The 13,230-nt window shown below is 67.0% G+C and carries 11 protein-coding genes; 8 read left to right on the forward strand and 3 right to left on the reverse strand.

The window, feature by feature from the left end; translation table 11 throughout:
- The 8 genes from MTR62_RS09520 to MTR62_RS09555 form a co-directional block, all read left to right on the forward strand.
- Nucleotides 1-266, forward strand: a 266-nt coding sequence (locus MTR62_RS09520; protein ID WP_327194394.1) for a TolC family protein, incomplete at its 5' end; no start/stop codon positions are given.
- Nucleotides 263-1,414 (forward strand): efflux RND transporter periplasmic adaptor subunit, encoded by a 1,152-nt coding sequence (locus tag MTR62_RS09525; protein ID WP_244019754.1) that lies wholly within the window; start codon nt 263-265, stop codon nt 1,412-1,414. The genes MTR62_RS09520 and MTR62_RS09525, both read left to right, overlap by 4 nt.
- Nucleotides 1,411-4,614 (forward strand): efflux RND transporter permease subunit, encoded by a 3,204-nt coding sequence (locus MTR62_RS09530; protein ID WP_244019756.1) that lies wholly within the window; start codon nt 1,411-1,413, stop codon nt 4,612-4,614. Before MTR62_RS09525 ends, MTR62_RS09530 begins: the two co-directional genes overlap by 4 nt.
- 106 nt (nt 4,615-4,720) lie before the next feature.
- The gene (locus tag MTR62_RS09535) at nt 4,721-5,458 is read left to right on the forward strand and encodes a DUF4198 domain-containing protein (RefSeq protein WP_244019758.1); all 738 of its coding nucleotides are present in this window, start codon (nt 4,721-4,723) and stop codon (nt 5,456-5,458) included.
- Between the two features lie 44 nt (nt 5,459-5,502).
- Nucleotides 5,503-5,892 (forward strand): hypothetical protein, encoded by a 390-nt coding sequence (locus MTR62_RS09540; RefSeq protein ID WP_244019760.1) that lies wholly within the window; start codon nt 5,503-5,505, stop codon nt 5,890-5,892.
- A 69-nt stretch (nt 5,893-5,961) separates the two neighbouring features.
- The gene (locus MTR62_RS09545) at nt 5,962-6,678 is read left to right on the forward strand and encodes a HupE/UreJ family protein (RefSeq protein WP_244019762.1); all 717 of its coding nucleotides are present in this window, start codon (nt 5,962-5,964) and stop codon (nt 6,676-6,678) included.
- Nucleotides 6,675-7,301: a hypothetical protein gene (locus MTR62_RS09550; RefSeq protein ID WP_244019764.1), complete on the forward strand. Its 627-nt coding sequence runs from the start codon at nt 6,675-6,677 to the stop codon at nt 7,299-7,301. The genes MTR62_RS09545 and MTR62_RS09550 overlap by 4 nt, the downstream gene beginning before the upstream one ends.
- Nucleotides 7,302-7,368: 67 nt before the next feature.
- Nucleotides 7,369-8,298, forward strand: a complete 930-nt coding sequence (locus MTR62_RS09555) for an ornithine cyclodeaminase family protein (protein ID WP_244019766.1) — start codon at nt 7,369-7,371, stop codon at nt 8,296-8,298.
- A 788-nt stretch (nt 8,299-9,086) separates the two neighbouring features.
- Here the strand turns inward: MTR62_RS09555 and MTR62_RS09560 are convergent.
- The 3 genes from MTR62_RS09560 to MTR62_RS09570 are packed head-to-tail and all read right to left on the reverse strand — an operon-like array spanning nt 9,087 to nt 13,189.
- The gene (locus MTR62_RS09560; protein ID WP_244019768.1) at nt 9,087-10,412 is read right to left on the reverse strand and encodes an NAD(P)/FAD-dependent oxidoreductase; all 1,326 of its coding nucleotides are present in this window, start codon (nt 10,410-10,412) and stop codon (nt 9,087-9,089) included.
- A 33-nt stretch (nt 10,413-10,445) separates the two neighbouring features.
- Nucleotides 10,446-11,909 carry an aldehyde dehydrogenase family protein gene (locus MTR62_RS09565; protein ID WP_244019770.1) on the reverse strand — a complete coding sequence of 488 codons (1,464 nt, stop codon included), beginning with the start codon at nt 11,907-11,909 and terminating at the stop codon, nt 10,446-10,448.
- Nucleotides 11,906-13,189 (reverse strand): NAD(P)/FAD-dependent oxidoreductase, encoded by a 1,284-nt coding sequence (locus MTR62_RS09570; RefSeq protein WP_244019772.1) that lies wholly within the window; start codon nt 13,187-13,189, stop codon nt 11,906-11,908. The genes MTR62_RS09565 and MTR62_RS09570 overlap by 4 nt, the downstream gene beginning before the upstream one ends.
- Nucleotides 13,190-13,230: the final 41 nt, after the last annotated feature.

Genomic DNA, 13,230 nt, shown 5'->3' on the forward strand with positions numbered 1-13,230 from the left:
CCCGCGCGGCCCTGGCTCTGGTCGACGCGAGCGATGCCCGCGCGCAGGCCGCCGCGCGCACCATGGCCACGGCCGAGGAAACCTATCGCCTTGCCCGCATCGCCTACGAAGCCGGCAAGGCCCCGCTCATCGAATTGCTGGCCGCCCGCCATGGGCTGGGTGTCGCGCGCGGGATCGTTCTCGACGCTGCCGCCGCCCGGCTCGACGCCCGCGCCCGTCTCGCCCGCCTCCAGGGCGTCACCATCACCGGAGAACCGGTCCAATGAACGACAGATCCCGCCTCTACACCGGTGTTGCGGCCGGTCTCCTCGCCGCCGCCGGTATCGGCTTTTCCGCCGCCCGCCTGACCCAGCCTGTCCCCGCCGTTCCTGAAGAAGACGCCGCGTCCGAGGCCGTCCCCAGCGACAGCCTGGCTCTCTCCACCAAGACCATCGCGCGCTCGCAGATCACGGTCGCTCCGGCTGCCGCTGGCGCGCTCGACGCCGCCGTGTCCGCCCCGGCTACCGTCGAAGCCACGCCCGACGCCGAAGCGCGGCTGACCGCCCGCGCGCCGGGCACGGTTTCGCGCATCTTCAAGCGCATCGGCGATCCGGTCCGGGCCGGAGAGACGCTGGCTCTCGTCGAAAGCCGCGACGCCTCGCAGATCGCGGCCGAGCGCTCGGCCGCTTCGGCCCGCGTGACACTGGCCCACCAGCAGGCCGAACGCGAACGCGCGCTTCTCGCGCAGGGCGTCTCACCGCGCGCCGACTACGAAGCCGCGCAGGCCAATCTTGCCGTCGCGCAGGCCGAGGCGCGCAGCGCCAGTGCCGCCGCCGGAGCCGTGAATCTTGCCAACGACGGCCGTTCAATTGCCATCGTCAGCCCGGTCGCGGGGCGCATTACGGCGGCTCCCGCCAGCCTTGGCCAGTACGTCGCACCCGAAACCGAACTGTTCCGCGTGGCCGATCCCGCCCGCCTGCAGATCACCGCCAGCCTTCCGGCGCGCGAGGCGGCGCGCGTGCGCGCCGGTGACCGGGTGGAACTGACCATCGGCGATGGCGAGACGATCGAGGGCCGCGTGCGTTCAAGCACCGGGGTCGTCGACGCCACCACGCGCGGCGCCACCCTCGTCATCGACCCGCAGGGGGCAGGCAGCCGCCTCGCGCCCGGACAGCTCGTCCAGGCGCGCATCTTCGCCAGCACCGCAGCGGCGAAGAGCGGGGCCATGGTTCCTGAGGATGCGGTTCAGACACTGGGAGACCGCACCGTGGTCTTCGTGCGCACCAAGACCGGCTTCAAGGCGCGCGACGTGCAGATCGCCGCGCGTTCGGGCGGGCTGGTGTCCATCACTAGCGGCCTCGCAGCGGGAACGCCGATCGCGACCACCAACGCCTTTCTCATCAAGGCCGAGATCGAGAAGGACAGCGCCGAATGATCGCCGGTATCCTCTCTTTCGCGGTACAGATGCGATGGCTCGTCGCCTTCCTCACCGTGCTCGTCGCAGGCTTTGGCGCCTGGCAGATCACCAGGCTGCCGATCGACGCCGTGCCCGACGTCACCAACCGGCAGGTGCAGATCAGCACCTTTGCCCCTTCGCTCGGCCCGGTCGACATCGAAAAGCAGGTGACCTTCCCGGTCGAGACCGCGCTGGCGGGCATACCCGGCCTCGAGATGACGCGCTCGTTCTCACGCAACGGCTTCAGCCAGGTCACGGCCGTGTTCACCGACGCGACCGACATCTACTTCGCACGCCAGCAGGTCACCGAACGCATCGCGCAGGCCAGGGACAGCCTGCCCGCCGGGGTCCAGCCCAACCTCGCCCCGCTCAGCACCGGGCTTGGCGAAATCGTCTTCTACTCGGTCGCCTTCCGCCATCCCGATGGCAAGGGCGCGCCGATCGCCGACGGCAAGCCGGGCTGGCAGTCGGACGGCAGCTATCGCACGCCCGAAGGCGAGCGGCTCACCACGCCGCTCGCCAAGGCCGCCTACCTTCGCACCGTGCAGGACTGGGTGATCCGCCCGCAGATGCGCACCGTGCCGGGCGTGGCCGGGGTCGATTCGAACGGCGGCTACGTCAAGCAATACGTCATCGAACCCGATCTCGCGGCGCTCGCCACATATGGCCTTTCGATCACCGAACTGGCCGACGCGCTGGAGAAGGCCAACGTTTCGGCCGGTTCGAACTACGTGCGCCGCGCGGGCGAAAGCTTCCTCGTGCGCGCCGATGCCCGGCTCCATTCGATCGAGGACATCGAAGAGGCCGTGGTGGCGACGCGCGGCGGGATACCCGTGCGCGTGCGCGATGTCGGCGATGTCGTGATCGGCGGCGCGGTGCGCACCGGCTCGGGCAGCCTGATGGGCTCCGAGGCGGTCATCTCCACCATCCTGATGCTGACCGGCGAGAACAGCCGCATCGTCGCCACGAACGTTGCCGACAAGCTTGGGGCGATCAACAAGACCCTGCCGCCCGACGTGTTCGCGCAAGCCGTCTACAACCGCTCCAAGCTGGTCAACGCCACCATCGCCACGGTCGAGAAGAACCTCGTCGAAGGCGCGCTGCTGGTCATCGCCGTGCTGTTCCTCATGCTCGGCAATATCCGCGCCGCGCTCATCACCGCGGCGGTCATCCCGATCACCATGCTGATGACGGCAAGCGGGATGAACGCCCTCAAGGTCTCGGGCAACCTGATGAGCCTTGGCGCGCTCGACTTCGGGCTCATCGTCGATGGCGCGGTGATCATCGTCGAAAACGCGCTGCGGCGGCTTGCCGGACGGCAGGAGCACGAAGGGCGTCTGCTCACCCGTAACGAACGCGTGGAGGAGACCACGCTGGCCGCGCGCGAGATGATCCGGCCGACCGTCTATGGCCAGCTCATCATCTTCCTCGTCTTCGTGCCGCTGCTCACCTTCCAGGGGGTCGAAGGCAAGACCTTCTCGCCCATGGCGATCACTCTGATGGTGGCGCTGGCCGCGGCCTTCGTCCTCTCGCTGACCTTTGTTCCGGCGATGATCGCCATGGTCATCACGGGCCGTGTCGACGAGACCGAAGTCAGGCCGATCCGCTGGTTCAAGGCGAAGTACGCGCCCGTGCTCCAGCGCGCGGTGGACCGGCCCGTGCCGTTCATCGCGGGTGGTGCGGGCGTGTTTTTCGCAGCCGTGCTGAGCTTTGGGTTCCTCGGCGAGGAGTTCATGCCCCAGCTCGACGAGAAGGACATCACCGTCACCAACTTTCGCATCCCCTCGGCTTCGATCGACCAGTCGACGCAGATGCAATTGCAGATCGAGAAGGCCTTGAAGACCCTGCCCGAAGTGGCGCTGGTCTTCTCCAAGAACGGCAACGCCGATCTGGGAACGGACCCGATGCCGCCAAATTCCTCGGACACTTACGTCATTCCCAAGCCCGAGAGCGAATGGCCCGACGAGGTCAGAAGCAAGGCGGACATCCTGCGCCGGATCGAGCAGCGGATGAAGCCGCTGATCGGCAATCGCACCGAAATCCAGCAGCCGATCCAGATGCGCTTCAACGAACTGATCGCGGGCGTGCGCTCGGACGTCGCGATCAAGCTCTATGGCGATGATCTCGACGCCATGACGGCTGAGGCGCGGCGCATCGCCAAGGTCCTGCGCACGATCCCCGGCGCCGCCGACGTCAGCGCCGAACAGACCGATGGCGCGCCGACCTTCGACGTCCAGATCGATCGCCAGGCCGCCGGGCGCTACGGGCTTGCGGTCGAAGAGGTCGCCAGTACCGTCGCGGCGGCACTGGGCGGGCGCGAAGCGGGCCTGCTGTTCGAAGGAGACCGGCGCTTCGACGTCGTCGTGCGGCTGCCCGATACCAAGCGGGACGACCTCGAAACGCTGGGCGCGATCCCGGTCATGCTGCCTAGCCCCGACGGCCCGGTCGCCCGCTCGATCCCGCTGCGCGAGGTCGCACGCTTTCGCTACACCCAGGGGCTCAACCAGATCAGCCGCGAAAACGGTAAGCGCATGGTCGTGATCCAGGCCAACGTGCGCGGACGCGATCTGGGTGGTTTCGTCGAGGACGCCCAGGCGAAGATCGGCACCATGGAACTTCCCTCCGGCATGTACACCGCCTGGGGCGGCACCTTCGAGAGCCTCCAGTCGGCCCGCCTGCGCCTGCTGATCGTGGTGCCGATCTGTTTCGTCGCGATCTATGCCCTGCTGACGATGGCGCTCGGCGGCTTCCTGCCCGCCGCCATCGTGTTTTCCGCCGTGCCAATGGCGCTGGCCGGCGGGGTCTTCGCGCTCCTGCTGCGCGGTATCCCCTTCTCGATCACGGCGGCGGTCGGCTTCATCGCCCTGTCCGGCGTTGCGGTGCTGAACGGACTGGTGATGATGAGCGCGATCCGCAGGCACCGCGAGGAAGGGGCGACACCGGCCCTGGCCGTGGTCAACGGCGCCATGGAACGCGTGCGCCCGGTGCTGATGACCGCGCTGGTCGCCTCGCTCGGCTTCGTGCCGATGGCGCTGGCCACCGGCACGGGGGCCGAAATCCAGCGGCCGCTGGCCACCGTCGTCATCGGCGGGCTGGTGACCTCCACGATCCTGACCCTGCTGGTGCTGCCCGCGATCACCGCCTGGACGGCGCGCCGGACCACCTGCGGGCACGGCTAAAGCGCAGCATCTGCTGCAAAACCGCAAACAACGGAACAAAATCCTACGCATCCTGCCTAGGCTCGCCCGGCGACACCCTTGCCCGATCGACCAACGGAGTCCTTCCATGCGCCTCAAGCTTGCCCCCCTCGCGCTGGCCCTCACCAGCCTCGTCCTCCCCCTCGCCAGCGCCGATGCGCACAGCATCTGGTTCGAACAGCGCGCCTACCAGCTGGTCATCGTCTACGGCATCGGCGCCGACGATCTCGAGACCGTCAAGCGCCTGCCGATGATGCAGGACATCAAGGCCTACGATGCCGACTACCAGCCCATCGCCGCCAAGGCGCGCGCCTTCGGCCCGGCGGTCGTCGTGGATACCGACGCGCAGGCGAGCGTTGCCACCGCGGTCATGCCCTATGGCGTCTGGTCGCGCGTGGGGGACGGGGAATTCGAGAAGAAGACGCTCGAGCAAATGCCCGACGCCACCGTCTCGACCAAGAACATGAAGTACGCCGTCTCCATCCAGGGCACACTCGCCAAGCCGATGCCCGCGCTGCCCGACCAGACGCTGCAGATCGTGCCCGTTGGCCCGATTCCGGCCACGCTGGGCACCGCGATGACCTACAAGGTGCTGTTCGAAGGCCATCCGCAGGCGGGCGTCAGGGTCATCAACGACCTCGTCACCGATCCCGATGCCACCGAGGTCCAGACCGGTGCCGATGGCACCGTGACGCTGCCGGTCCGCAACCAAGGCCTCAACGTGGTGCGCGCGGTCTACGAAGGGCCGACCGACAACCCGCGCCTCTACAAGCAGATCGAGCATAACGCGACGCTGTCCTTCGCGCTGTCCCACAAGCCGGAATGACCGCCCGAACCATCCTTCCCCCCTTCTTCTGCGGAGCACGATCCATGGCCAAGCACACCCTAGCCGCCGCTGTTGCCCTTGCCGGCCTCTCGCTCATCGCCCTGCCCGCCAGCGTGCAGGCCCACGGCGTGACCAAGCCGCAGCACGGCGGCGTCGTCCAGATGAACGGCGAGACGCTGTTCGAGCTGGTGCGCGAGCCGGGCGGCACCTCGCTCTACCTGATCGACGAAGACGAGCCGGTGGCCGCCTCCTCGATGAGCGCGAAGCTCGACATCAGCAACCACGGCAAGAAGTCCGAAGTCCCGCTGACGCCGGGCAAGGGCAACCAGTTCTTCAAGAAGGGCCTGACGATCGCCGCAGGCAGCAGCGTGGCGGTGCAGGTCGTCGATAAGGCCAGCGGCGTGCGCTACGGCACCACCTTCCTCATCAAGTGATGCCCGCGCGCGATGCGGGCCGCCGGGCGGCCCGCATCGCGCCCGCATCGCCCTTGCACGGGGGCTGCCATGACACCCAAGACCATCGGCCACAGAACGCTCGCCGCGCTGGCGACGCTGCTCGCCGGATCGACCCTGGCCGCAGGCGACGCCCTGGCGCACGGCGTCGCGCAAAGCGACAAGGCCTTCATCATCGCCAATCCGGGCCTGAACATCATTCCCTACATCTACCTTGGCGCGAAACACATGGTGACCGGCTACGATCACCTGCTGTTCCTGTTCGGCGTCATCTTCTTCCTGTACCGGATCAAGGACATCTGGGGCTACGTGACCCTGTTCGCGATCGGCCACAGCACCACCCTGCTCGCCGGTGTGCTGTTCAACATCCACGCCAACCCCTTCGTGATCGACGCGATCATCGGGCTTTCGGTCGTCTACAAGGCGCTCGACAATCTGGGTGCCTGGCGCCGGTGGCTCGGCTTCCAGCCCAACACCAAGGCCGCCGTGCTCATCTTCGGCTTTTTCCATGGCTTTGGCCTGGCGACCAAGCTGCAGGACCTCATCGCCTCGCGCGACGGCCTGTTCGCCAACCTCGTCAGTTTCAACCTGGGCGTGGAAATCGGCCAGCTGATCGCGCTTACCCTCATCCTCATCGCCATGACCGCCTGGCGCCGCACGTCCAGCTTCCAGCGCAGTGCGCTCGTCGCCAACGCCGTGCTGATGTGCGCCGGCTTCATCCTCACCGGCTACCAGCTCGCCGGCTTCTTCTCGGAGCAGACCGCATGACCGTTGCAACCGCCGAGCGCGATGGCCGACGGGAGGGCCACCTGAACGCTTCCAGCGCCTCGTTGTGCAAGGCCGTCCTGGGCGCGGCCGGTGCCGCCGGTGCGATCCTCGCCCTGTTCGTCCTGCCCGCCGAATGGGGCATCGACCCGACCGGGTTCGGCCGGGTCCTGGGGCTGACCCGGATGGCGCAGACCGGCGAAAACGACGAGAGCGACAGTCCCCAAGTCAGCGCACCCGCCGGAATGACCCTGACCGTGCCCGCGCAGACCAAGCTGACGATCGAGGCGCGCGAAGCGCTGCGCCGCGACGCGCGGACCCTGACCCTGCCGGCGCACTCGGGCGTGGAGATCAAGGCCCACATGGCCAAGGGCGATCACCTGATCTTCGAATGGAGCTCGACCGGCCCCGTGCGCATGGACATGCACGGCGAACCCAAGGGCGGCAAGGACGGCGAATTCACCTCGTTCTGGAAACAGAAGAAGATGACCGGCGCCAAGGGATCGTTCACCGCGCCCTTCGACGGCACGCACGGCTGGTACTGGCGCAACGGCGGCGAAACCCCCGTCACGATCCACCTGACCACCGCCGGCTTCTACAAGGACCTGTTCGAACCCGCCGAATAGCCGCGCCCCCGATCCACCCGGTGCGCCACGGCGCCCAGCCCCAAGCATCACAGGAAAAACCATCGCGATGAAATTCATCTCCGAAGAGCAATCCTCTGCCCTCATCACCCATGAACTGGCCTACGCCGCCGCCCGCGAGGCGTTGGTCGCGGCGGTGGAGGAGACATCGACGGTCTTTCCCGCCGTCATCGCGCACGGCTCGCAGGCGCACAACCGCTTCACCGTCAAATCCGGCGCGAGCGCCGATCTCGCCGGGCTCAAGGTCGGCTCGTTCTGGCCGGGCAACCCCGCCCGCGGGTTGCCACGGCACAATTCGATCACCCTGCTGTTCGACCAGGACGAAGGCCGGATCGCATGGGTGATCGAGAGCGGCACGGTCAACGCCTACCGCACGGCCGCCGTCGATGCGGTCGCCGCCGACCGGCTGGCGCGCGCCGATGCCTCCACCCTGACCCTCTTCGGAGCCGGAAACCAGGCGTTCTACGAATGTCTCGCGGTTTCGCGCGTGCGCCCGATCCGGCAGGTCCTGGTCGTGGCGCGCGATCCCGCCAAGGCGCAGGCCTTCATCGCAAAGCTCCGCGATGCTGGCCTCACCGCCAGCGCCTGCGCGGCGCAGGAGGCCTGCCAACGGGCGGACATCATCGTCACCGCCACCCCCGCGCGCGCGCCGCTGTTCGACGCCGAATGGGTCCGGCCGGGTACCCATGTCGCGGGCATGGGCTCCGATGCGGCGGGCAAGCAGGAACTGCCGAGCGCCCTGTTCGAGACGGCCTCGCTCTATTGCGACCTGCCCGAACAGGCGCGCGTCATCGGCGAATTCCAGCATTTTGGCGGCGATCCCGGCCGATTGACCGCGCTGGGCGCGGTGCTCACGGGCAAGGCGCCCGCGCGTACCAGCGAGAGCCAGATCACCGTCTTCGACAGTTCGGGTATCGCGTTGCAGGATCTCTACACCGCCCGCCATCTCATCGCGGCGTTCCAGGCGCGGAACCCGTAAAAAAGGGCGATGCGCCGGGCGGCCTGCCCGGCGCATCGCCCTTCCCGGTTTCCCCTGCGAGGGACCTTTAGAGCATTTTCCAGTCAGGTGGATTCACCTGGCGGTTCAGAAAATGCGTCAAAACAAAAGTCTAGAGCGGTAGAGCTGATGCAATCTGATCGAAAACCGCTCTAGAGCATTTTCCAGTCAGGTGGATTCACCTGGCGGTTCAGAAAATGCGTCAAAACAAAAGTCTAGAGCGGTAGAGCTGATGCAATCTGATCGAAAACCGCTCTAGAGCATTTTCCAGTCAGGTGGATTCACCTGGCGGTTCAGAAAATGCGTCAAAACAAAAGTCTAGAGCGGTAGAGCTGATGCAATCTGATCGAAAACCGCTCTAGAGCATTTTCCAGTCAGGTGGATTCACCTGGCGGTTCAGAAAATGCGTCAAAACAAAAGTCTAGAGCGGTAGAGCTGATGCAATCTGATCGAAAACCGCTCTAGAGCATTTTCCAGTCAGGTGGATTCACCTGGCGGTTCAGAAAATGCGTCAAAACAAAAGTCTAGAGCGGTAGAGCTGATGCAATCTGATCGAAAACCGCTCTAGAGCATTTTCCAGTCAGGTGGATTCACCTGGCGGTTCAGAAAATGCGTCAAAACAAAAGTCTAGAGCGGTAGAGCTGATGCAATCTGATCGAAAACCGCTCTAGAGCATTTTCCAGTCAGGTGGATTCACCTGGCGGTTCAGAAAATGCGTCAAAACAAAAGTCTAGAGCGGTAGAGCTGATGCAATCTGATCGAAAACCGCTCTAGAATTCGGCGACCTCGATCGCGGCCCCCCTGGCAAAGCGCGAGAGGTGATAGGGCCGCGGATCGACGATCGGCTCGGCCCCGCTGGCGATGTCGGCGATCAGATGCCCCGACCCCGGCCCGATGCCGAAGCCATGTCCGCTAAAGCCCGCAGCGAGGATCAGCCCGGGAACCTGCGGCACGTCACCGATGACCGGCACGCCATCGGGCGTGCTGTCGACATAGCCCGCCCAGGACCCCACCGTCGGCACATCGCCCAGCGCCGGGATCAGCGCGCTGGCCTTCTTGCGCGCCAGCCTGACCACGCCCTGATCGACTTTGGGATCGAGAATGCGCATCGCCTCCATCGGCGTTGGCCGGTCGAGCGACCAGCGCGTGCAGCTCTCGTGACCCGACATCAGCCCCTCCAGGCCGCCGGGCGACAGATTGCGCCAGCGCCGCGCGAACATGGGCAGGAACTCGCGCGAGAAACGGAAGAACTGCGGGGTCACATCGACCCGCGCCCGTCCGCTGACGGCGAGCGTGTGGCACCCCTCGCCGCGCCGCGTGATCGAGACCGACTTGCTGTAGAAAGCGTCGGGAATGTCGAGCGCGCCGGTCGCCACCGCCACGATCGACTGACGCACCGCCGCCTGGGGGAAACGCACCCCGTACTGATGGCAGAACGAGGAGGCCCAGGCGCCTCCGGCCATGATCGCGATCGGCGTGCGGATCGTGCCCTTTTCGGTCACGACGCCGCTCACCGCGCCCCCGCTCGTCTCCAGTCCGCGCGCCGCGCATCCCTGGTGGAGCGTTCCGCCCAGCGCCATCAGCGCCTTGGCCGCAGCCGGGGCGGCCAGTCCGGGGTTGGCAATGCCATCGGTCGGCGACCACACGCCCCCCTTCCACGTCTGTCCGGTGAAGTGGCCGCGCCGGGCCGCTTCCTCGCCGTTCAGCATATAGGTCTCGACACCCACGGTCCTGGCGAACTGGCCCCAGCGGGTCCAGGTTTCCAGCTCCTCCTCGCTGTTGCTGGCGTAGAACAGCCCGCAGCGCCGAAAGCCGGTATCTTCGCCCGTCTCGGCCGCGAAGCTCTCCCACAGGTCGAGGCTCTTGGTCGAAATCGGCAATTCGCGCGCATCGCGGTTCTGCTGGCGGCACCAGCCCCAGTTGCGGCTCGACTGTTCGCCGCCCACCACGCCCTTTTCGACCAGCGCGACACGCAGGCCCCGCCTGGCAAGATAGTAAGCCGCAAAGCTGCCCGCGATGCCCGCTCCGATGACCACGGCATCGGCGTCATGGGGCAGTTGCGGCGAGGATTCGATGAAGCGCAGGGGCGCAGGCATGATCGTTTGACCTTCTCTGTTCGTCGTAAGCGGTCAGGCGAAACCCAGGATCGCCTTGGTTTCCAGATATTCCTCGAAGCCGAAGACGCCGTATTCGCGCCCGTTGCCCGATTGGCGATAGCCACCGAAGGGCGCGCTCGCATCCCAGGCCGGGTGGTTGATGTGGACCTGCCCGGTGCGGATGCGCAGCGCGATCGCGCGGGCCTGCGCCAGGTCGGTGCCCTGCACATGGCCGCCAAGGCCAAAGCGGGTATCGTTGGCAATCGCCACCGCCTCGTCGAGATCGTCGTACGCCAGGATGCACAGGACCGGGCCGAAGATTTCCTCCTGCGCGATGCGCATCGCGCTATCGACATCGCTGAACACCGTGGGGCGCACGAAGAAGCCCTGCGCCAGCTCCTCGGCCAGCCCCGCAGGGCGGCCCGGACCGCCGCAGACCAGCCGCGCGCCTTCCGCCATACCACCGGCGATCATCGCCTCGACCCGCGCGAACTGGGCGGCGTTGGCGATCGGACCAAGCACGGTCTCCTCGCGGGCGGGATCGCCGATCACAATCGCCTCGACCGTTGCCCGCACGATCGCTTCCACCCGCGCCAGTTCGCCGCGCGGCACGATCATGCGGGTCGGCGCGCTGCACGACTGGCCGACATTGCGAAACGCGGACATCACGCCCAGCGGAACCGCCGTTTCGAAATCGGTATCGGGCAGCATGAGGTTGGGCGACTTGCCGCCCAGTTCCTGCGTCACGCGCTTCACGCTGGGCGCGGCGGCCTGCGCCACCAGCACCCCGGCGCGGTTCGAACCGGTGATCGAGATCATGTCGATGTCGGGATGTGCCGCCATGGCCGCACCGATCTCGGCCCCGGTGCCGTTGACGAGGTTGAAGACCCCGGCCGGAGCGCCCGCATCCGCCACGATCTGGGCGAACAGGAGCGCGCTCAGCGGCGAAAGTTCGCTCGGCTTGAGCACCACGGTGCAGCCCGCGGCCAGCGCCGGAGCGACCTTGGCGGTGATCTGGTAGAGCGGCCAGTTCCACGGCGTGATCAGCCCGCACACCCCGATCGGCTCGCGCACGATCGCGCTCGTCCCCTGCAGGGTGAGGAACGGATAGCCGCGCAGCACGTCAATCGCGGTCTGCACGTGGGCGGCGGCAAACGGGACGTGCGCCGCGCGCGCGTGGCTGATCGCCGCGCCCATTTCCTGTGACAGCGTGCGGGCCAGCGGTTCGGCGCGTTCGAGGATCAGCGCGTGGATCCGCTCGAGCAGCGCCAGCCGGCTTTCCACGCTGGAAGCGGCAAAGGCCGGAAAGGCCGCGCGCGCGGCGGCGACCGCCCGGTCAAGATCCGCAGCCACCCCGGCCGTGACCTGGGCAAAGGCGCGTCCCGTCGCCGGGTTCACCACGGGCAAGCTCTCCTGGCCGCTCGCCGCCTGCCAGGCGCCGTCGATATAGGCCGCATCGCGCAGCCCCGCGGGCAATTCGGCCACTTGAATGCTCATTTCACGAGATCCTGATAACGGTAGTAAGCGCCGACGAACGGCAGGAACCACGGCGTCCCGAAATAGCCGGGGATCGCGGGCCAATCGAAATCGGCCCAGGGATTGAGATCGGCCCGACCATCGAGCACCTCGGCCATGATCGCGCCCATGTAGGTCGCCATGTGGGTGCCATGGCCGCTGTAGCCCATCGCGTAGAACACGCCCTCGCGCTCGCCCGCGCGGGGCAGGCGGTCGCGGGTCATGTCGACCATGCCGCCCCAGCAATAATCGATCCGCACCCCGGCAAGCTCCGGGAAGACCTTGCCCATCGCCGCGCGCAACACCGCCCCGCTCTTCGCGTCCGACGCCGGATCGGACCGGCTGGAGAAGCGCGCCCGCCCCCCGAACAACAGGCGGTTGTCGGGCGATGTGCGGAAATAGTTCACGAAATTGCGCGTATCGGTGGTGTTGCGCCGGTTCGGCGTGAGGCGATCGAGCAGTTCGACGGGCAAAGGCTCGGTCGCGATGAGGTAGGCCCCGACCGGCACGATACGCCGCCGGAACCAGCCCAGCGGACCGATCCGCGAGGTCCCTGTCGCCAGCAGCACCTGCTGCGCCTCCACGCTGCCGTGCGGGGTCGTGAGCCGATGGCCGCGCCCGCCTTCAAGCTGCGCCATCGCGATCATCGGGTTGTTTTCGTAAATCCTCGCGCCATGGCGCACGGCCGCTTCGGCAAGCCCCTGGCCAAACAGGCCCATGTGCAGCGCCGCGCTCTTCTTGAACAGCATGCCCCCGAAATAGCGGTCCGAGCCGATCTCGGCGTGCATGTCCGACGGCGCGACCATGCAAGTATCGGGATCGACTTCACGCGCGAGCAGTTCCTGCGCGCGGGCGATCTTGTCGTAGTGGTGCGGCTTGGCCGCCAGTTTGAGCTTGCCCACGCGCTTGAAATGGCAGGCAATGCCTTCCGCCTCGATGATCGCCTCGACCATGTCCACCCCGGCATCGAAGGCGCGGTAGAGCCGGTTGGCGCGGTCCGTCCCGAGCGCGGCGGACAGGCTGGCATAGTCCTGCGCAAAGCCGTTGTTGCACATGCCCCCGTTGCGCCCCGAAGCCGCGCTGGCCACGCCTCCGGCCTCCAGCACCACGACGCTGGCGCCCTTCCTGGCCAGCGCCAGCGCGGCCGAAAGGCCGGTAAAGCCCGCGCCGACGACGGCAACGTCGAAGCGCCCTTGCGGCTCCCCCGCCTGCCCTGCGGCAAACGGGATCGCGGTATCGAGCCAATAGGGCTTCATCTGCATTGACCACACTCCATCGCGTTTCCCCTCGGCCCGCGGCGAAC

Origin of the sequence: Novosphingobium organovorum (assembly GCF_022832435.1) — a bacterium.
In the GTDB taxonomy this organism is placed as follows: Bacteria; Pseudomonadota; Alphaproteobacteria; order Sphingomonadales; family Sphingomonadaceae; genus Novosphingobium; species Novosphingobium organovorum.

Excerpts from the sequence above, each read along its gene's own strand:
- MTR62_RS09555 (WP_244019766.1), top strand. The coding sequence starts at position 7,369 with ATGAAATTCATCTCCGAAGAGCAATCCTCTGCCCTCATCACCCATGAA.
- MTR62_RS09570 (WP_244019772.1), bottom strand. The coding sequence starts at position 13,189 with ATGCAGATGAAGCCCTATTGGCTCGATACCGCGATCCCGTTTGCCGCA.
- MTR62_RS09565 (WP_244019770.1), bottom strand. The coding sequence starts at position 11,909 with ATGAGCATTCAAGTGGCCGAATTGCCCGCGGGGCTGCGCGATGCGGCC.
- MTR62_RS09530 (WP_244019756.1), top strand. The coding sequence starts at position 1,411 with ATGATCGCCGGTATCCTCTCTTTCGCGGTACAGATGCGATGGCTCGTC.
- MTR62_RS09560 (WP_244019768.1), bottom strand. The coding sequence starts at position 10,412 with ATGCCTGCGCCCCTGCGCTTCATCGAATCCTCGCCGCAACTGCCCCAT.
- MTR62_RS09525 (WP_244019754.1), top strand. The coding sequence starts at position 263 with ATGAACGACAGATCCCGCCTCTACACCGGTGTTGCGGCCGGTCTCCTC.
- MTR62_RS09540 (WP_244019760.1), top strand. The coding sequence starts at position 5,503 with ATGGCCAAGCACACCCTAGCCGCCGCTGTTGCCCTTGCCGGCCTCTCG.
- MTR62_RS09545 (WP_244019762.1), top strand. The coding sequence starts at position 5,962 with ATGACACCCAAGACCATCGGCCACAGAACGCTCGCCGCGCTGGCGACG.
- MTR62_RS09535 (WP_244019758.1), top strand. The coding sequence starts at position 4,721 with ATGCGCCTCAAGCTTGCCCCCCTCGCGCTGGCCCTCACCAGCCTCGTC.
- MTR62_RS09550 (WP_244019764.1), top strand. The coding sequence starts at position 6,675 with ATGACCGTTGCAACCGCCGAGCGCGATGGCCGACGGGAGGGCCACCTG.